Annotated in this window: 12 protein-coding genes and 1 pseudogene; 6 read left to right on the top strand and 7 right to left on the bottom strand. The window is 69.2% G+C overall.

What is annotated here, in order from left to right:
* Nucleotides 1-75: 75 nt before the first annotated feature.
* The 3 genes and pseudogenes from KUF83_RS17150 to KUF83_RS41975 form a co-directional block, all read left to right on the top strand.
* Entirely contained in the window at nucleotides 76-1,497 is a 1,422-nt protein-coding gene (locus tag KUF83_RS17150) for a transcriptional regulator (protein WP_217455569.1), read from the top strand.
* A complete protein-coding gene (locus KUF83_RS17145; protein ID WP_217455568.1) occupies nucleotides 1,494-3,317 on the top strand; it encodes a DEAD/DEAH box helicase in 1,824 nt (607 codons plus the stop codon). The genes KUF83_RS17150 and KUF83_RS17145 overlap by 4 nt, the downstream gene beginning before the upstream one ends.
* Nucleotides 3,304-3,843 (top strand): annotated as a pseudogene (locus KUF83_RS41975) (DUF3883 domain-containing protein); the annotation flags it as partial. The gene KUF83_RS17145 and the pseudogene KUF83_RS41975, both read left to right, overlap by 14 nt.
* Before the next feature lie 101 nt (nucleotides 3,844-3,944).
* On the opposite strand, the gene KUF83_RS17140 reads toward KUF83_RS41975, so the two are convergent.
* On the bottom strand, nucleotides 3,945-5,036 hold the full coding sequence (locus KUF83_RS17140; protein ID WP_217455567.1) for a DNA cytosine methyltransferase: 1,092 nt from the start codon (nucleotides 5,034-5,036) through the stop codon (nucleotides 3,945-3,947).
* A gap of 145 nt (nucleotides 5,037-5,181) precedes the next feature.
* Between KUF83_RS17140 and KUF83_RS17135 the strand changes: the two genes are divergently transcribed.
* On the top strand, nucleotides 5,182-5,889 hold the full coding sequence (locus KUF83_RS17135) for an HNH endonuclease (protein ID WP_217455566.1): 708 nt from the start codon (nucleotides 5,182-5,184) through the stop codon (nucleotides 5,887-5,889).
* Between the two features lie 103 nt (nucleotides 5,890-5,992).
* Complete coding sequence (locus tag KUF83_RS17130; protein WP_308403031.1) at nucleotides 5,993-7,240, top strand: DNA (cytosine-5-)-methyltransferase; 1,248 nt, start codon at nucleotides 5,993-5,995, stop codon at nucleotides 7,238-7,240.
* On the opposite strand, the gene KUF83_RS17125 is transcribed toward KUF83_RS17130, so the two are convergent.
* From KUF83_RS17125 to KUF83_RS17110, 4 genes are all read right to left on the bottom strand, one after another.
* A complete protein-coding gene (locus KUF83_RS17125; protein WP_217455564.1) occupies nucleotides 7,151-7,630 on the bottom strand; it encodes a very short patch repair endonuclease in 480 nt (159 codons plus the stop codon). The two genes, KUF83_RS17130 and KUF83_RS17125, sit on opposite strands and share 90 nt — an antisense overlap.
* 181 nt (nucleotides 7,631-7,811) lie before the next feature.
* Nucleotides 7,812-10,715 (bottom strand): Z1 domain-containing protein, encoded by a 2,904-nt coding sequence (locus KUF83_RS17120; protein ID WP_217455628.1) that lies wholly within the window; start codon nucleotides 10,713-10,715, stop codon nucleotides 7,812-7,814.
* Between the two features lie 99 nt (nucleotides 10,716-10,814).
* On the bottom strand, nucleotides 10,815-12,362 hold the full coding sequence (locus tag KUF83_RS17115; protein WP_217455563.1) for an ATP-binding protein: 1,548 nt from the start codon (nucleotides 12,360-12,362) through the stop codon (nucleotides 10,815-10,817).
* A 208-nt stretch (nucleotides 12,363-12,570) separates the two neighbouring features.
* Nucleotides 12,571-13,587, bottom strand: a complete 1,017-nt coding sequence (locus KUF83_RS17110) for an SEC-C domain-containing protein (protein WP_217455562.1) — start codon at nucleotides 13,585-13,587, stop codon at nucleotides 12,571-12,573.
* A 205-nt stretch (nucleotides 13,588-13,792) separates the two neighbouring features.
* On the opposite strand from KUF83_RS17110, the gene KUF83_RS17105 reads away from it, so the two are divergent.
* Nucleotides 13,793-14,602: a class E sortase gene (locus KUF83_RS17105; protein ID WP_217455561.1), complete on the top strand. Its 810-nt coding sequence runs from the start codon at nucleotides 13,793-13,795 to the stop codon at nucleotides 14,600-14,602.
* 87 nt (nucleotides 14,603-14,689) lie between these two features.
* On the opposite strand, the gene KUF83_RS17100 is transcribed toward KUF83_RS17105, so the two are convergent.
* The gene (locus tag KUF83_RS17100) at nucleotides 14,690-16,885 is read right to left on the bottom strand and encodes a bifunctional serine/threonine-protein kinase/ABC transporter substrate-binding protein (RefSeq protein ID WP_217455627.1); all 2,196 of its coding nucleotides are present in this window, start codon (nucleotides 16,883-16,885) and stop codon (nucleotides 14,690-14,692) included.
* Nucleotides 16,886-16,920: 35 nt separating this feature from the next.
* The coding region (locus tag KUF83_RS17095; RefSeq protein WP_217455560.1) for a branched-chain amino acid ABC transporter substrate-binding protein at nucleotides 16,921-18,096 on the bottom strand (1,176 nt) is incomplete at its 5' end.

The raw sequence follows: 18,096 nt of genomic DNA, 5'->3' as shown, positions 1-18,096 counted from the left end.
GGGCCTGGGACAAAGCGGTCGCGGGCCCCGCGCTGTGAGACACAGCAACGACGACAGAAGATGCGAGGAGATCTGGTGCGCAAGGAGTTCGGCCGGCCGCCGCTGGCGGAAGAGAACCGGTCGCTGGTTGAACAGCGCCTGAAGGAGATTTCCGAGGGTGCCGGTGTCCGCGAAACGCTGACCATCGAGTGGCGGACGCAGCCCTTGCATGTGGAAGTCATCGACATGCCCGTCGAGATGCTCTACTACAACCCCGGAACGCACCGCATCCGGGCTCAGCGCAGCTACGACCCCGACCGCGACCGGCTGCTTGACGAGTCGCCTTGGGACAGCGAGGGCCAGGACTATCTGCACTACCTGTTGACGGCACTGCCTACGGACCCCAGCCGGCCGGACCCCGATTTCACTGAGTTGCTCAACAGCCTGCGTGACTACCGCCAGAACGAGCCCGGGCTGATTACGCGGGATGGCATCCTCGTGAACGGCAACACCCGGCGTGCGGCGCTCAGGGAAATCGGACGCCCGAATATCCGCGTTGGGGTACTCCCTGAGTCGTGCACCTGGGACGACATCAACGCCGTCGAACTGGCGTTGCAGCTCCGTCCGGATCAGCGGCGCGAGTACTCGTACATCAACGAGCTCATCACGATCGATGAACAGCTTTCCCTCGGCCGTCCTGTGACGGAGGTGGCGAAGTCCTTCCGCCGTCGTGTCGACACGGTCGAAGCCGACATGTGGATTCTGGCCACCCTTAACGACCTCTGTGAGCGTTCCGCCGAGGGCAAGGCGCAGCTCAAGCTGATGGACTTCGAAGGCGCTAAAGAAAAGCTGCGCGAGCTGTGGCGACGGTACCTGAAAGACCACCCGGTCAGTCCGGAGAAGGCCGAGCTGGTCAAGGAACTCCGGCTCTCCGCTATCGTCATGGACTTCTCGAAGACGGACGTTCGCCTTATCGAGGAAGACTTCCGGGTCAGGTACTTGGAGCGGACGCTCCCTGGATCGCTGAAGGCCGAGACCCGCCCCGAAGCGCCGGCCGCGGTTAAAATCCCCGGCCTGAACCGAACGGTGAAGGCCGCTTCCGCCCCGGTAGCTGAGGCCAAGGAGCTGACGAACGCCATCCTGAAGGCCAAGGCGGTGGAGAAGGCCGAAGGGGAGAGCGTCTCCGAGCGCGCTGTGACCGCCGCCCGGACCTACGCTGACGCGCGCGACGCCATGGAAGCTGCCCTGGAGCCCGCTGGCAAGGACGCCCGGGTACGCAAGCGGAAGCAGGCGGCTCCTGACCGCATCACAGACGCGTGCCAGGACATCGAGCAGTGCATCACCGATCTGACGCTCGCCAAGGCGTCCGGCAGTCTGGACGAGGAGGCGTTCGACGAGGCCGTACTCGTCCTGCGGCAGTCGCTGACCAAGCTCGCCGTGGCCACGCAGCGCAGCATCAAGGCGCCGGGCGATGGCGTCTCGTGGCTGCATGACGCGGTCCGGCAGGAGGGCCCGTGACCGAGAGCCCGTCTCTCCGGATCGCCTTCGACGTCACGCGTACCCGGGCCGTCTTGCGGGCGTCCCAGGAGCATGCGAGCGACTTCGGCAAGCTGGCCGCCCGCTTCCCGGCTGGCGGCCAGCGCACCCTGACATCGGTCGAAGTCGACCTGGACGACTTCCTTACGGGCCTCGCGGCGCTGAGTGACTGGCCTGCCGCGGATACCGTGGAGTGGGAAGAAGACCTCGCCGTCCTGGTGGGCGGTGTCCTGGATGACGCTGACCGCGCCGAGCAAGCGCTGCTCGACCCTTCCGCCGTCAGCTCTGTCGGCGCCAGCGAAGTCCAGGACCGGCTTGGTTCCGATTGGCGCGCTGACCTCACCGATTTCCAGCGGCGGGATATAGCGCGGCTCCTTTCGCTCCAGCACGGAGCCAACTTCTCCGTCCCCGGAGCGGGTAAGACGCGCGTCGGCCTCGCGATGTTCGCCGCGATGCGGGCGCAGGGCGAGGTACGGCGTCTGCTGGTAGTCAGTCCGAAATCGGCCTACGAGTCGTGGACGTACGAGAGCGGCGTGTGTTTCGCGGAGCCGCTTACCGTCCGGGTAATGGAGAAGAGCCCCGAACCGGGTACGGAGTTGCTGCTGATCAACTACGAGCGGCTTGACCGTTCGCTCCCCGTGCTGGCCGCGTGGCTCAGGGCGGCCCCCTCGATGATCATTCTGGACGAAGCACACCGCATGAAGCTTGGTGCCGAGGGCATTTACGGGAGTGCCTGCATGGCCCTTGGGCCCCTGGCCCGCCGGCGCCTCATTCTTACGGGCACCCCCGCACCGAACGGGGCCAAGGACCTGGAGAACCTGCTGTCGTTCGTGTGGCCGGGGCACGGCCGCCGGGTGGTGACCCAGGCTGTCGCGGGTGGCGACCTCGCCCATGCCAGCCAGGTGCTCCGCCCGCTGTTCACGCGCACCACCAAGAGCGAGCTAGGTCTCCCTCCTTTCGAGACGCGGATCCGCTACGTGGAGCTGCCCGCGCTGCACCGCGAGGTCTACGACGCCTTCGTAGGCAAATACACCGCGCGGGCGGAGTCTGGCCGGGACAACTTTGACGCACTGGGAAAGGCGATGCTGCGCCTGCTCATGGCGGCGACGAGCCCAGCCCTGCTCGTAGAGGGTGAGAGCCGGTACGCGCCCCTGGATTACCAGGTGCCGCCCCTGGAGGTGCCGCAGACGGACTCGTTGTACGGACTTCTGGAGAGGCTGCCGGACTACGAGTTCTCACCCAAGTACAAAGAGGCGCTGCGCATCGTCGCGGACAACGCGGCACAGGGTCGCAAGACATTGGTGTGGACGACGTTTGTCCGCAGCCTCACCACTCTGGAGCGGTTGTTCTCCGCCTACCAGCCGGCCGTAGTACATGGAGGGACAGCCGACAGGGACGGTCAGCTCAAGCGCTTCAGGGAAGACCCGGACTGCCATGTGCTGCTCTCCAATCCCGCGACGCTGGGTGAGGGCATCAGCCTGCACCAGGTCTGTCACGACGCCGTCTACGTAGACCGGGACTTCATGGCGGGCCGATTCCTGCAAAGCCTCGACCGTATTCACCGTCTGGGACTCGCACCGGGCACCGAGACACGGGTCACCGTCCTCGCGGCACAGGACACCATCGATGAAGTGGTGGCTCTGCGACTCGAAGACAAACTGGAGTTCATGGGGCGGATCCTTGACGATCCCTCCGTGCAGCAGCTCGCGGACCTTCAGGAGGAGCCATCGCTCGCGGCGGGAATGGACATGGCCGATATCCGTGCGCTGCTGCGCCACATCGAGTCCCATGCAGCCGAGTGAGGGAGCGCGCCGCGCGGCGCTGCGGTGGCTTGACCTGCTGCCGGTCGCCGATGTGCCGCGCGCACGCGCCGTGCTCACCCATCACCCGGACTATGCGGATCTGACACCTTTCCAGTACGCCGAGGGACTCGCCTGGCTCCGCCGCGTACGCCTCCTCGACCGCGCTGACCGGCCCGTCCTGCGAGTCAGCGAACACGAGGCCGCCGATGAGCGGGCGGCGTCCCGTATCGCACACACCCAGTGGAGCGAAGAGGCGGAGGCCGCCCGCCGGACCACGGGGACGGCGGGGGAGGCGGCCATAGCGGAGTTACTGACGCGTGGTGGTGCGAGAGAAGTGGTGCGCGTGGCTCTCCTCACGGATGTCTGCGGATATGACATCGAGGCCGTATCGCCGACGGGCGCGCCCGCGCATGTCGAGGTAAAAGCCACTACGAACCCCACCAGGCTGGTCATTCACCTCTCGCGGAACGAGTACGACGTGATGTGCCGCGACCCGGACTGGCTCCTGGTCGCAGTCCTTGTCGGTAAGCAGGATGAGGCACTGAACGTGGTGACCGTAGATACCGAGTGGCTGCGCCAGCGCGGCCCCGCGGACCGTGACCTGCGGGTCAGCTGGGAATCCGCTCGCTACCGGGTGCCGGGGCATGCGCTGACACCCGGACTGCGCAGAAGCGACGGCATACACGTCATCCCGAAGAGCGTGTCCCCCGTGCTGCCCATATGGGGGGTGTCGTCCTCACCGGTCTGGTCGGCCTGAGTCAGGGCGTCCGCGATGGCCTGGCCCACGGCCCGTGCGACCGGAGGCGGGAAAGCATTGCCCACCTGCCTGTACACCGATGTCTTCCGCCCGGCGAACCGCCAGTCCGGGGGAAAGCCCTGCAGCAGCGCGAGCTGCGCGACCGTGAGCCGTACAGGCAGGGAGTCGCCTGTGGAGGGGGGTTCATCAGCGACGCTGGAGCCATTCACCCCCATCTCTGCCCATGCGCGCCGTGCGCGGGAGGGGCCCAGGTCCGCTCCACCGTGCTTCTTGGAGCCGCCACAGACGGTCGGAGCGAGTTCCCGGGCCTGAGCGGCCCAAGCGTCGGCTAGCTCCCAGCCGCGGGATGCCATAGAAGCGTGCAAAACGTCGCCCACAACCCGGGGGACGTGAGCCGGGTGCGTTACGGGCCAGGTGAACGCGTCAAACGCTCTGGCTTCCAGCGCGATGAGAACCGCGCGAGGACGGAGCTGAGGAACTCCAAAATCCCGCGCGTACAGCAGTTTCCATTCGGAGAAGTATCCCAGCAGGGAAAGAGTGGCAATAATCTCCGCTCGGTAGCCCGCGAACTTATTCTGGAGAATCCCCTTTACGTTCTCCAGCATCACCGCTCTCGGTCGCAGTTCTGAGATCGCGGAGAGCGCGGCCGGGAAAAGGTCCCGCTCATCGGCACGTCCCAGTTGCATGCCGGCCAGCGAGAAAGGCGGGCACGGTACTCCTGCGGCCAGCAGGGCGGGCCGGTCGCCGTACTGCCTGAGCGCGGGGACCGTCTCCCGGAGATCAGCCCGTACGACGTTCCAGTCCGGCCGGTTCAGTCGCAGGGTGTCGCAGGCGTCAGGGTCGAACTCGATGAGCGTCCGATGGCTGAAGCCCGCTTGTTCGAGACCGAGGGCCTGGCCGCCCGCGCCGGCGCATAGCTCGACGCAGGTGTAGGGGCCGCCCGTTGCGTGCTTGCCAGTCACGTAGAGCCTCCTGAGGCAGGTGTGTGCGAGCTTGTTCGCACATGGTGAGAGCAGCTTGCCGTCACTTGCCGCGGCAAGTGACGGCAAGCTAGGGTCTCCATCCCAAGGAGTTGGTTTACGAACGTGTGAGCGGATTGGTGGAGCTGTGGGAGAACAAGATCTGAGCTGGCGGAACACGCATCTAGGCACTCGGATCAGGGTCGCGCTGTGGCTGCGCGATGAAGTGGGCGAAGGTGGCACCTTCTCCAAGGCGCGGCTCCGGGAAGCTATTCAGGGAGCCGAGCAGGTGGACCGCCGGATGCGTGATCTCCGCCCCGCTGGCTGGGTGATTAAGACGTACCGTGACAAACCCAGTCTTCAGCCGGACCAGCTCTACCTGGAGGCGATGGGGCGGCCGGTGTGGGAGCCGGAACACCGGGCCGCGGGGCTGCGCCAGATCAGCGCCAAGACGAGGCGGTTCGTGTATGAGCGCGATCTCCATATGTGCCGCCGCTGTGGCATTGCGGCAGGCGAGGAGTACGCGGACGACCCCGGTACCCACGGCCGCCTCACGCTCGGCCACGTCAATCCGCACAAGTCCGGGAGCGCGGGGAACGCGGAAGACCTGATCACCGAGTGTGCCCGGTGCAATGAGACGGTGGGCCACCTCACGGGCGTACAGATGGCGAAGGAACAGGTCTGGGACCGGGTGGCCGCCCTGCCCAACCGCGGCAAGCGGGACCTGCTGGAGTGGATGGAGGCCGACCATCGCACGCTGTCGCCGGCGGAGAAGGTCTGGGGTATGTACCGCCAGCTTCCTGCGGTGATGCGGGAGGCGCTGCGCCAGGACCTTGAGTCGCTCCTTAAGAGTTGACCGCCTGATGCAGCCATCTTGACCATCCGGTCATGCCGTGGCTCCTGGGTGCTAAGGGATGCGACACTTGCGTCTCTGCAATCCCCGCACCAGGAGGAGTCGAGTGGATACCGCCGACGACCGCAAGCTGACCTCAATCGAGATCTGCGCGGGCGCTGGTGGCCAAGCTGTAGGGCTTCACCGTGCCGGCTTCCGGCACCTCGCGCTGGTGGAGATCGACAAGCATGCCGCCGCGACGCTGGAAGCCAACATCAAGGCCCGGCCTTCTTGGGGCTGGGAGAAGGACCACTGCCTTGTCCGTACGGCAGACGTCAAAGAGTTCAAACCTCTAGAGGAAGTCCCGGATCCTGAGGCCCTGGCGAATGGGATCCCCGCAGATGAGGCGGGCCGCATTGAGCCCCGACAGCTTGATCTGCTGGCTGGCGGAGTTCCCTGCCCCCCTTTCTCGGCGGCCGGTAAACAGCTTGGGCGGGACGATGAGCGTGACCTTTTCCCACGCATGCTCGAACTTGTCAAAGAGCTGAAGCCCCGCGCGGTCATGATTGAGAACGTGCGTGGTCTGGTTGAGCCGGAACTCAAATTCAGGCCCTATCGGAACCACATCAAGAACAGGCTTCGTGACCTTGGATATGTGATTTGCGGTTGGCAAGTCCTCCAGGCGCAGGATTACGGCGTTCCGCAGTTGCGTCCGCGTGCCATCCTCGTGGCTATCCGCAAGGACGAGTACCGGGGCTTTGACTGGCCTGAGCCGCTGCCGAAGGTGCGCCGGGTGGTGGACGCGCTTGAGGAAACCATGAAGCGGCGGCTAGGCGATGGGTCGACGCGGTACAACAACTGGTACGACGCGGCGAAGCTCGGGACCGTCGCGCCGACCCTAGTAGGCGGCTCGAAGAAGCATGGAGGAGCCGACCTCGGGCCTACGCGGGCGAAGCGGGCCTGGGGCCTGCTTGGCGTCAACGCTATGGGGGTGGCCAACGATGAAGACAAGATGGTCGACCCGAAGCGGGACTTGGGCGATCTGGAAAAAGGACCGATGCTGACCGTTCAGCAGGCCGCGCTCATCCAGGGCTTCCCGGACGAGAGGGATCCCGAGGGGCCCTGGGAGTTCGTCGGAGGCAAGACCGCGCGGTACCGCCAGGTCGGCAACGCGTTCCCGCCGCCCGTGGCCTCTGCCGTCGGTGAGCAAATCCGGGAGGCCCTGCTGCGTACGGGTCCCCTTCTGCCCGATCCCAGCCCTGAGTACGAGCCCGAGGATGATCCCTCACTCGCCGCGCCCGGGCTTCCCGAGCAGCAGAGCATCCCGACGCTTGAGGACGACGCGGAGAACAGCGCTCGCGCACTCCTCGGGTGACTCGTGCTCCCAGAACCTGAGCACCGTCCAGCCGGCCGCGGTCAGGCGTTGGTCAGTGTCACGGTCGCGGGCGATGTTGCCCGCGACCTTGTCTGACCAGTAGCCGGGATTCGTCTTCGGGGAGACGTAGTGCTCCGGGCAGCCATGCCAGTAACAGCCGTCGACGAAGACGGCCACCTTGGTAGGCCGGAACACGAGGTCAGCGGTGCGGCGCAGCTTTGGCAGCGGCTTGGCAGCCACTCGGTAGCGCAGCCCTTGGGCATGGAGCAGGCGCCGCAGAGCACGCTCCGGCTCTGTGTCCCTGCTACGGATTGCCTGCATGTTGCGCCGACGGGCCGCGGAGGATGCCCATGATCCCTCGGGCGGGACCCAGTTGTCGGTGTCCGGCATCGCGGTGCCTTTCGTGCGTGGGCTGGCAGTCCGTCCCTGCTCGTGCGGGGAGAGACAGTCGCCGGAGTCCCTGACCCTTCGCTGCCTCGCTATCCATTCTCCAGAACCGGTGCAGGAATTCGCCCTGTCTCGTTCTGCGAACAGGACAGGGCGGAGTGGGCTGAGGGCCGACTGGTGTCCCTCAGACAGAGGCCGACTTGGACGAATCGCCCGCGCGGAACCGTACGTAAGGGCGTGCCGTGCCCGTGCGGTTCACGGCGGGTACGAACGCCGCGGCCAGTACGAGCTTGGCCGTGTTGACGGAGACGGCCTTGGCCGGGTTGTTCGGGTCGGACTCCGATTCCAGGACTGGGTACAGCAGGAGTGCTCCCCGGCGCGGCCGGTGGAACCGGGTTGCGAAGGGGTCGTCTGGTGCTAGAGCGCGGGCGCCGGCGATCCGTTCCGCTGACTGCCTGTGCGCCATACCGGAGATACGGTTGAAGACGCCGTGAGTGTTTCGGCTTCGATGAACGAGGCTGAGGGGCTGGCTGCCGAGGATGCTGCCCGCTGTGGCTGTCCGGCCGCTGGTCTGCGGCAGGATCACCGCCCAGTCGTCGGTACCGCAACCGTTGTCGCTCGGGTCCCGCAGGTACTCCAGGTGGGGCGCGAAGAGATCGGGACGCCCCCAGGTGAGACTTTCGAGGATACTGAGGAGCTGGGCATGCGGAATGACATGTGTTTTCGCCGTGTAGGACACATAGGTGCCACGGTCGTCGCTCGGGAGATAGACGAAGGGGACCGGCTCCTGGCTGAGGGCCGTGAGCACGGGCTTCCAGATCTCGGCGTTGTGCTTGAGGTCGGCGGCGGCATCCGGGTAAGCCGTGGGCTCCACCCACTCACCCGGTGAGCGGATCTCCACCAGCTCAGCGTTATACATCTTGTTCCGGGCGGAGGGCTTGAGTCCGGGCAAATGCTGGGAGACCAGAGGCCGGACCTGCGAAGGCGTGAGCTGAGGGCGGCCGTCCACCAGCTGCGCGTACCGGGCCAACTGCTCGCGGAACAGCTCCTCGTCCCGGCACACCGACTCGAACGCCTCGTACAGGTCCGCCGTCCTGCTTCGGCCGTACGTCTCCTCGCGGCCGATGTACAGGCGTACGAGGTCGCGGTAGCCCGGGCGGAAGCCGAACCAGCGGCCCATCTGCATCAGGGTGTCGGCCTGCTGGGTCGTGCGGCGGTAATAGGTGACTGTCAGGCCCTCCACCGTGAAGCCGCGGGAGAGCTTCGTGCCGCCGACAAGGATCTTCCAGACGTGCGGCGTGCGGTCGAAGTCCAGGTCGAGCTGGTCGAAGTAGCGGTCAGAGTCGCCGTTCACGACGATGACGGGGCGGCCGCCGGAACCGACGAGCTGGCGGGCGCGGCTGACGTGCTGGCGCAGCTCCTCGTAGGAGGCGGGCGTGGGAAGGTCCTGCGCACGGGCCTCGCCGACCTTTGCGAAGTCCGATTCCCACAGTGCGGCGAGGCGGGCGTGGCCGGCCGTGGACGCGTAACCCGCCTCGTGCCACATGGAGTTGATGCGCAGCGCGAGTTCCGCGTGGTCGTCCTTCTTCACCGACTCGTGCACGAGCATCGTGTGGTGGCGGAACGGCTCCTCCGGCACGCCGTGCGCCGCCCGGTACAGCTTCAGCGCGCCGGACAGGACGAATGCGTCCATCGCTTCCTGGAGGCGGTCGCCCGTGGAGTCGTGGATGCCGCGGACGTGCGCCTTCTCCTGCGAGTTGGCGTACGTCCGCTCCTCGTGCGGCACCGCCGAGTCCAGGTCGTGGAAGTCCTGTACGCCCATGTAACCGGCGGGCCGCGGGAGGGAGATCAGGAAGTCCGACGGGAAGATGTCGTCGCCGTCGCTCGGGTCCACGAAGACGTTGGCGAACGGGGTCGCCGTGTAGCCGACGTACTGGGCGCGCGGCAGCAGGCCGAGGAGCTCGGATATGAGCTTGTTGATCGCGGTGCGATCGGTGCGGCCCTGCTCCCACTTCTTCGGGTTCGACGTGTTCACGGACGCCTGGTCGGACTCGTCGTCGATGATCAGGGCGGGCAGTTCGCCGAGGATGCCGTGGATCTGCTTGAGGTCCTTGACCAGCTTCTGCAGGACGCTCTTGTTCTTCTTGACCACCATTACGCGGGCTGCCGCGTGGTGCAGGTTCGACGGGTCGTGCAGCGGGCGGGTAGGTTCGCGCTTCTCGAACTCCAGGGCGCGGATGCCCTGCGCGAGGCTCTTGTAGTCGTTGTCGCGCGTGGTGAGGCGTTCGATGTCGAACGCGCCACGGGTCGAGGGGCGCCCACCGTGCCGGACGAACCCCGGCCACTCCTCGTCGTCGCCCACGTAGTCCACGCCGACCAGGCTGTCCACGTCGTCGGGGTCCGCGCCGCGCAGGATGTTCTCCTGCCCGATCAGCTCCATGTCGAGGCGGCGCTGCGTCTGTGCGCGCAGCATGTTCAGGGTGCCGCCGAGGACGATGACCAGGCGGTATCCCGCGTCGATGGCCTTCGCGGCCACACCGGTGAAGTTCGCGGTCTTGCCGGACTGCACGTAACCGACGACCAGGCCCTTCGCCTGGCGTGCGGCCGTCTGCTCCGGGTCGGCGAGGCGTTCGACCACCGCGCGGCTCGCCTCGTCGAGACCGGCGACCGCCTCGGACGACCAGCCCTTGGCCCGCAGCTTGCGCTCGTACGCCCGCCAGTAGAACGAGCGGGCCCGCGCACGTTCCGTGTCGTACCAGGGGGTGAACTCACGGGTGATCACCGTGGCGCCGGGCACCTCGGACACCCGTACCAGCTCGTCCAGGACCTTGCGCAGGTCCGCGCCCAGCCGAAGCCGCTCGTACACGGCCGTGCGCCGCTCCGTAGTGCGTGGCGGGGTGTCGGCGGTCCAGGGGGCGGACTCCGCGAAGTCCCAGTCGTTGAGGTGACGGTTCCACAGGGCGAGGAGCGCCTCGTCGCCGGCGGTGAGCCGTGCGCGGAACGTCTCCTCGGTCAGGTCGGCGTCGGGGTGGTCCTCGTCGGCGGCCAGCGCCGCCCACTTGGCGAAGTGCTTCGGGCCGCTCGTCATGCCGGACAGGGCGGACGTGTGAATGGTGAGGAGGGCGTCGTCGCTCACGGAGGTCCTTAGACGATCGGGGTGGCGGTCACGGCGGCGGGGGAGGGAGGGTCAGGAGTCGCCGCGTTCGCGGCGCTCGCGCTGGACCCGTACCGACGCCAGCAGGATCGTGTTCCAGTAGTCGATGCGGTCCTGGCGCGTCTTCTCCCAGCGGCCGAGGCCGAAGCAGTCCTCAAGGAGGAGATAGAGGAGCGTCTTCGTGACCGGGGCGTCGTTCGTGCCGCCGCGCCGGCCGTCGTTGAAGTCCTCCCGGAACGACCTGTTGAGGAGGACGGCGTTCGCCTCGCGGTCGAGGTCGAAGAAGCGGTCGTCCGGCAGAGGGACCCAGCGGAACTCGATGGGCTCCTCGCCCGGCTTCTCCGGCACCTCCTCCTTGACGACCCGCTTGACCTTCGGGTCGAGGCCCTTGCCGGGCGGCGTCACCGGCTTGCGGGTGATCTCGGCGCGCTTCGAGCCGTCGCGGTACGCCGTCTCCGCGTCCAGGAGGTAGGCGTGGAAGGTGTGGCCCGCCGCGTCCACCGCCTTCTCCACGCCGAGCGTGAAGGCGGGGGTCACGGTGACGCCCTCCTTTTTCACGTCGAGGCTGAAGACACCGTTCGGCGTGGCCGGCAGGTCCACCTCCACGCGGGCCAGGACGAGGTGGCCCTCCGGGCTGCGGAGGCCGTTCCAGCCGCCCGCCTGCACGAGCCGGTCGTTGCGGTAGAAGTAGAAGCCCTGTCGCTCGGCCAGGGCGCCGATCTGGCGGAAGCCCGCCTGCTTGGACTTGGCGGGCCAGATGTGCGCGGTGAGCGTCACCTCGCCGACGCCCTCGACCGGGGCCGTGAACGAACGGGGGTAACCCGCCCGCCCCGGCACCTTGTAGCCGAACGGGTCGAGGGGCTCGACGCTGATGTGGTCCAGCTCCTCCCACTGCCCGCCGTCGCCGACGTCCCACACGGCGATGTCCAGCTTCAGGCCCTTGCGCAGGAACCGGTGGAAGTGGAGGCCGAGGTGGGTCTCCAGGCGGGATATCGCCTTCGACAGGTATTGGTCGCTCTGTCCGCGCGCGACCGTCTCGAAGGTCCGCACCCGGTCCCAGCGGACCACGGTGCCGTGCCACTCGATGACGCCGTCGTAGCGGTCGACGAGGTCCTGCGCGTAGCGCGGGTCGACGGTGTCGCAGCGGAAGCCGTCCTCGATGCCCTCGGCCGTGAGGCGGCGGCCCGCGGCGCGGGTGCGCCGGGTGCGGCTGACGACGGTGAGCGAGGAGGCGTGGGAGAGGGAGGCGGCCTTCAGGCCCGTGCCGTACATGCCGAGGGAGTCGTCGTCGTAGTCACGGCGCTTGCCGACCGTCATCGCGGCGTCCAAGCAGGCGTCGTCCATGCCGCGGCCGTTGTCGATGATCAGGAGCGTCAGGATGCGCTCGGAGTCCCGCAGGAAGTGCACCACCATCTCGTCGGCGCCGGCGTCGAGGGAGTTGTCGATCAGGTCGGCGACGGCGACCTCGAAGCCGTACCCCTGGTTGGTGAGCGCCTTGCCGTAACCGGCGTCCGGGGGCAGGTGCGTACTGCCGGTGGTGGGGACGTCGTACTGCCAGGCAGCGCTTGGTTCGTAGGGCATGGGCTTCCTCGTGCGCACAGGTCGGAGCCTGCGTGGGGGAGGAGCGGCCCGACATACCGATCGATGGTGTGACGGTACTGCAAACGTCGGACACGGGTACCGTCAGTACCGAAATGAGGACGGAGAGTTCCTCGTGCTCTTGCCCGGGTGGCCGGGGACTCCGGTGTGAGCCCCTGGCACCGGGGACGGGCGGACAGCGGAAGGCCGCCTACAGATCCGTCCCATGACAGGCCTCGTAAACCCGCCCCGACCCACACCAACACCCCCCCGACCTCTCCGGCGGCCAAGCCACAGCCCTCCCCCTCGCCGCCAGCGTTGTCGCGTACTGCGGCAACAGCGACGCGTCGCCGGGGGAGGAGCCCTCCGACGCCGCGAACGCCTCGTACGACGGGACCGTGCCCGTCACGATTCCCAAGTTCGGTGTGCCGGAAGCGGCCAGCTCCCTCAGCGAGCCCTCTATCGTCGCCAGGTGCTCCTCGTGGGACGGGTACTCCTCGGACAAGGACGGGTACGCGGCCAGGAGTTCCGTCAGTTCGGCTGTCGGCCAGTGCAGGACCGCCACCGGGAACGGGCGGGACAGGGTCGCGCGGTGCGTGCCCAGCTCGGCTCGCAGGCGGGAGATCTCCGCCGCCAGCTCCGCCGGGTTGTCGGAGCCCAGCGACCACACGCGCTTCGGGTCGTGGAGCTCGTCCAGGGACACGGGGGAGGAGTGGAGCGTGTCGGCGAGGGTGTCCCACTGGTCGTGGGCCAGGCCCAGCATGCGGCGCACGCGGTGGCGGCCGAAGAGGACCGGGTGCGTCGCGTACGGGGGCTCCGGGACGTCGGTGAGGAGGTGGGTCGCCGCCTCCGTGAACGTCTTCTGCGCGGCTTCCAGCTCGTCGTGGGACTCCAGGGACTCGGCCACGATCACCCAGGGGGCCGGGTCGCGGGGCGCCGCCGCGCGGACGCCCTCGATGATCGCCTTCGCCTCGGCCTCGTGGCCGTACTCCCAGAGGTTGGAGGCCTTCAGAGCCCGTACCAGGAACGGCTTCTCCAGCGGTGTCGTACTGGAGAGGAGGCGGTCGTAGAGCGAGGTGGCTCGCGGGCGGTCGTCGGCCAGTTCGAGGTGGGCCGCGGCCTGCAGGAGCAGGTGTTCGGCGTCCTCGGGGTAGAGGCCGGCGGTCCGCTCCAGGCGTGCTGCTTCGGCGTTGTGGTCGACGTACTCGGCAGACGTGTCGGGGCGCATGGGTGACACGGTACTGCCGACCGCCGACATGGGGAGAGGTATGTGCAGGCCAGGGGTGAGATCGGCGGAGGAGCCGTAGCGGCACGGAGGGCGGACGTTCATGGGGGAGGGGGAGAGCGTTCGTGGGGATGGTGAGTTGGTGCCCCAGCCCTTATCGTGCGGGCCCGGCTCCGGCCGGGGCTGTCGCGGTGAGGGAGGCGTACGCATGCGGGTTCCCGTCGTCCATCAGCAGGGCCGGCGACGGCGTGCCCGCTGGTCCCGCCTCCTCTGGAACGGCGCCGAGGTCCTCGTGACCCTCGGTGTCGTCCTCCTCCTGCTCGTCGCCCACCAACTGTGGTGGACCAACCGGCAGGCCCGGGAGGGCGCCGAGAGGAAGGTCCAGGCCCTGGAGCGGGAGTGGGGCGAGGGACGCGACACGAGCGGTGGGGGTGGGGGAGAGGACAGCGGAGGGGATGGAGGCGGCGACCGCCCGGTCACCGGTGGGGCGGGCGCCTCCGGGGGTGGGTCGGGTGCGGGTTCAGGTACCCGTCGGGCACCTGCCGCCGCCGACGCCCGGCCCCGCTGGACCCAGGCCTACGCCGTCCTCACCATCCCCCGCCTCGGCCTCCGTGTTCCCGTCGCGGAAGGCGTCAGCAAGCCGGACGTGCTCAACAAGGGATACGTCGGCCACTACCCGGACACCGCCCAGCCCGGCCGGGCCGGGAACTTCGCCCTCGCGGGACACCGGAACACCCACGGCGAGCCCTTCCGGTACGTCAACCGGCTCCGGCGGGGAGACCGGATCGAGGTCGGGACCAGGGACGCCACCTACACGTACGTCGTCGACAGGACGCTGGCGCAGACCTCGCCCCGGGACGGCGGGGTGATCCGGGAGATCCCTCGCAGCACGGTCCGGCCCGCCCACGGCTACACCGAGCCCGGCTACTACCTCACGCTCACCACCTGCACCCCGGAGTACACGTCCAAGTACCGCCTGGTGGTCTGGGGGAAGCTCAGCTCCATGCGGCCCCGCTAGCAGGCCGGGCCCGCCCCATCAGGTCCTCCCGGCCGGCTCCTCCCGGTCAGGTCCCGTCGGTCAAGGTCCTTCCGTCAGGTTCCGCCGTCAGGTCTTCTTGAGCTCCTTGTAGTGGCCGAGGAAGTGCGGGGCGCCGTTTCGCACCTGGTGGAGGAAGAGGCTGCCGACCCAGCGGAACTCGTCGGTCACCGGATCGAACTCGATGGTCTTGGCCAGGCCCTTGTAGGAGGTCGTACGGAGTCTGCGCACCATGGCGCCCCGCTCCGGCTCGACGCTGCCCAGTTCGCGCAGACCTCGGGCGACGAAGAGCAGCGCGTCGTACGCCTCCACCGCGAAGCGTTCGACGGTCCGTACCCCGAAGCGCTTGCGGTACGCCGACACGAAGCGCGCGGCGGCGGGCAGCTCGGCCGGGTCGACGTAGGTCGTGGTGATCACCCATCCCTCGGCCGCCGGGCCCGCCTCCGTGAGGAACGCGCCCTCCAGGACCGGTTCCGGTGCCATGCGCGCGCCCCGGAATCCGGCCTCCGCCAACGCGCGGGCGCAGCGGGCGGCCCGGTGCGGTGAGGTGCCCGCGTACACCACGGAGTCGGCGTCGGCGGTGAGCACGGCGGCGGCGACCGCGGCGAAGTCCTCGCTGTCCGCGGGGACGGTGTGGGTGGTGGTCGCGCCGTTGGAGGGCGCGTACGTGGCCAGGTCCTTGACGAGCTGCCAACTGGTGATGCCTGCCGCCCTGTCGTCCACGAGGGCGGTCCTGCGGCTTTTCGCGGTGTGGGTGAGGTAGTGGATGAAGGGTGTCGACAGGGCGTTCTCATGGGGCCTGAGCTGGAAGTACGCCCGTGCGCCGGTCTTGGAGTGCAGGTCGGCGCCGGAGGAGACGCTCACGACGGGCAGCAGGGCCTTCTCGTAGCGGGCGACCGTGGCCTCGGCCGCGGTGTCCCCGGTCAGGCCGACGACGGCGTACACGTCGTGGTCCGCGACGAACCTCCCGGCCACCGCCGCGGCACGCTTCGCCTTCCCCGCGTCGTCGAGGACCCTCAGGGCCAGGTCGAAGGTGCGGTCGTCACGGGAACGGGAGTTGAAGTCCGCCACGGCCAGCCGGGCGCCCCGCTCCTGGGCCCGGCCGACGGCCTTGCCGCTTCCCGACAGGTCCGCGTGCAGCCCGATGACGTACCGGGGCAGCGGCCGGGACCCCGTGCCACCGTCGTCGCCGGTCCCGGGCCTGGAGGCCGCCCAGGCCGCGAGTCCGCCGCCGGTCAGGGCCACTCCGGCCGCCGAACCCAACGTGAGCAGGCGGCGCCGGGAGAGGGCGGGCCGCTCCGGCGGCCGTACGAGCGTGACCGGATCGGGGTCGGGCAGGGCCAGTACGGCCGCCGAGCGTTCCGCGATCAGCCGGGGCAGCGCGGGCGGCAGCCAGTCGCTCTCCCGTTCACCCGTCCGTTCACCCGCCCGTTCCGCCGTCCGTTCGCCGCGTCGATCGCTCTCACCGGCCAGGGCGTCCCGTACCTCCGGCGCGGTCGGCCTGGCCGACGGGTCCTTGGCGAGGCAGCGGGAAAGCAGCGGGACCAGGGACCACGGCACGGCGTCCAGGTCCGGCTCCTCGTGGACCGTACGGAAGATCACGGCGGCCGGAGTACCCGTACCGAACGGGCGGCGGCCGGTCGCCGCGTACGCCAGGACACAGCCCAGCGAGAAGACGTCGCTCGGCGGGCCGACGTCACCGGCCCGCGCCCGCGCCTGCTCGGGCGAGAGATAGCCGGGCGAGCCGATCACCACGTCGGTCGCGGTCAGCGCGGTGGCACCGGCGGAACGCGCGATGCCGAAGTCGATCAGCCGGGGCCCGTCCAGGGCCAGCAGGACGTTGCCCGGCTTGACGTCCCGGTGCACCAGACCCGCGGCGTGCACCTCGGTCAGCGCCTCGGCCAGCCGGGCGCCCAGGGCGCGTACCGTACGGTCCGGCAGTGGCCCGTGCAGCGCGACGGCCTCGGCCAGCGACGGGCCCGGCACGAAGGCCGTCGCCAGCCAGGGCTCGCGGGCCGCCGGTTCCGCCGCGGTGACCGGCACCACCCACTGGCCGGTGAGCCCGCTCGCCGCCTCGGCCTCACGCCGGAAGCGGGCCCGGAAGTCGTGGTCGGCCGCGTACTCGGCGCGGATCACCTTCAGCGCGACCAGCGCCCCGCCCGTCGAGCGGGCCAGGTAGACCACACCCATGCCGCCCGCGCCGAGCCGGCCGAGCAGCCGGTGGCCGCCGACGGAGGTCGGGTCCCCCGGCTTGAGCGCGCGCACTCCCGTGTGCGCGGCCGGAGGCACCCCGCTCACCGCTACGCCTCGGAAGGGGCTTCGCCGAGGAAGCGGAACCGGCCACCCTCGACCTGGTGCAGGAACACACCCCAGCCGGCGAACGTGCCGTCCTCCGGCTTGAAGGAGAACTCCTTGGTGATGCCCTTGTACCGGCTCGCGCGCAGCAGCCCCACCAGCTTCCGGCGCCCCGGCGGGCGTCCCCCCTTCGTGGCCTTCAGCAACTCCTGGACGACGAGGTTGACGGTGTCGTACGCCTCGGCGGCGAGGTACCCGGGCGCGGCGCCGAAGCGTCTGCGGAAGGCGGCGGTGAAGGCCTTCGCGGCCGGTACGGCCGCCGGGTCGACGAAGGACGACGTCAGCAGCCATCCCTCGGCCGCCTTCCCGGCCTGCTTGAGGAACACCGGGTCGATCACGGCCTCCGAGGCGAGGCGCGGCCCCTCGAAGCCGGCCGCGGCCAGTTCGCGGGCCATCCGGGCCGCGCCCGGCGCGTACCCGGCGTAGACGAACGAGTCGATGCCGGCCCGCAGCATGTCGGCGACGACGGGGCCCACGTCGTCCGTGTCCGCCGGGATCACCCGGGGGTAGGCCGGCCGGCCTACCTGGCGCAGCATGGCGGCGCTGACGCCGGCGGACTCGTGGGCGTACATCCGCGCGGTGCGGTCCTGGAGGAGGCCGGGCCGCCGTGTCCCCTTCTGCTTCGCGAGATGGACGCCGACGGGGATGGAGAGGACCGCGTGGCTGGGACGGCAGTGCAGGAAGGAGCGGTTCTCCCGCGACGTCAGGAGAAGCCCCCCGGCCGAGACCGACAGCAGCGGGAGCAGGGCCTCGTCGTAGGTGCCGAGGACCGCGTCTGCCGTTTCGTCGTCGGCCGGGCCGAGGACGGCGAGCACGTCGGCGTCCTGGATCAGTCTCTTGGCCGCGGCGGGCGCCCGCCCCGCGGCGCCCCCGTCGTCCACGGGCTTCAGGGTGAGCTCGAAGGGCTTGTCCTTACGGGCGTTGAACTGCTCGACCGCCAGCCGCGCACCCCGCACCTGCGCCTCGCCCGCCGTCCGCCGGGGCCCGCTCAGATCCGCCTGCACGCCGATGGCCCAGCGGCGGGCCTCCGGAGTCGATCCACCCTTGTCGTCGTCGCGCAGGGCGGCCCAGGCCGCGGCGCCGCCGGCCGCCAGCAGCACGGCGGCGCCCGAGGCCAGGAG

The sequence above is a fragment of the Streptomyces sp. BV286 genome, assembly GCF_019090165.1.
In the GTDB taxonomy this organism is placed as follows: Bacteria; Actinomycetota; Actinomycetes; order Streptomycetales; family Streptomycetaceae; genus Streptomyces.
This window is presented reverse-complemented; position numbering and strand designations above follow the sequence as displayed.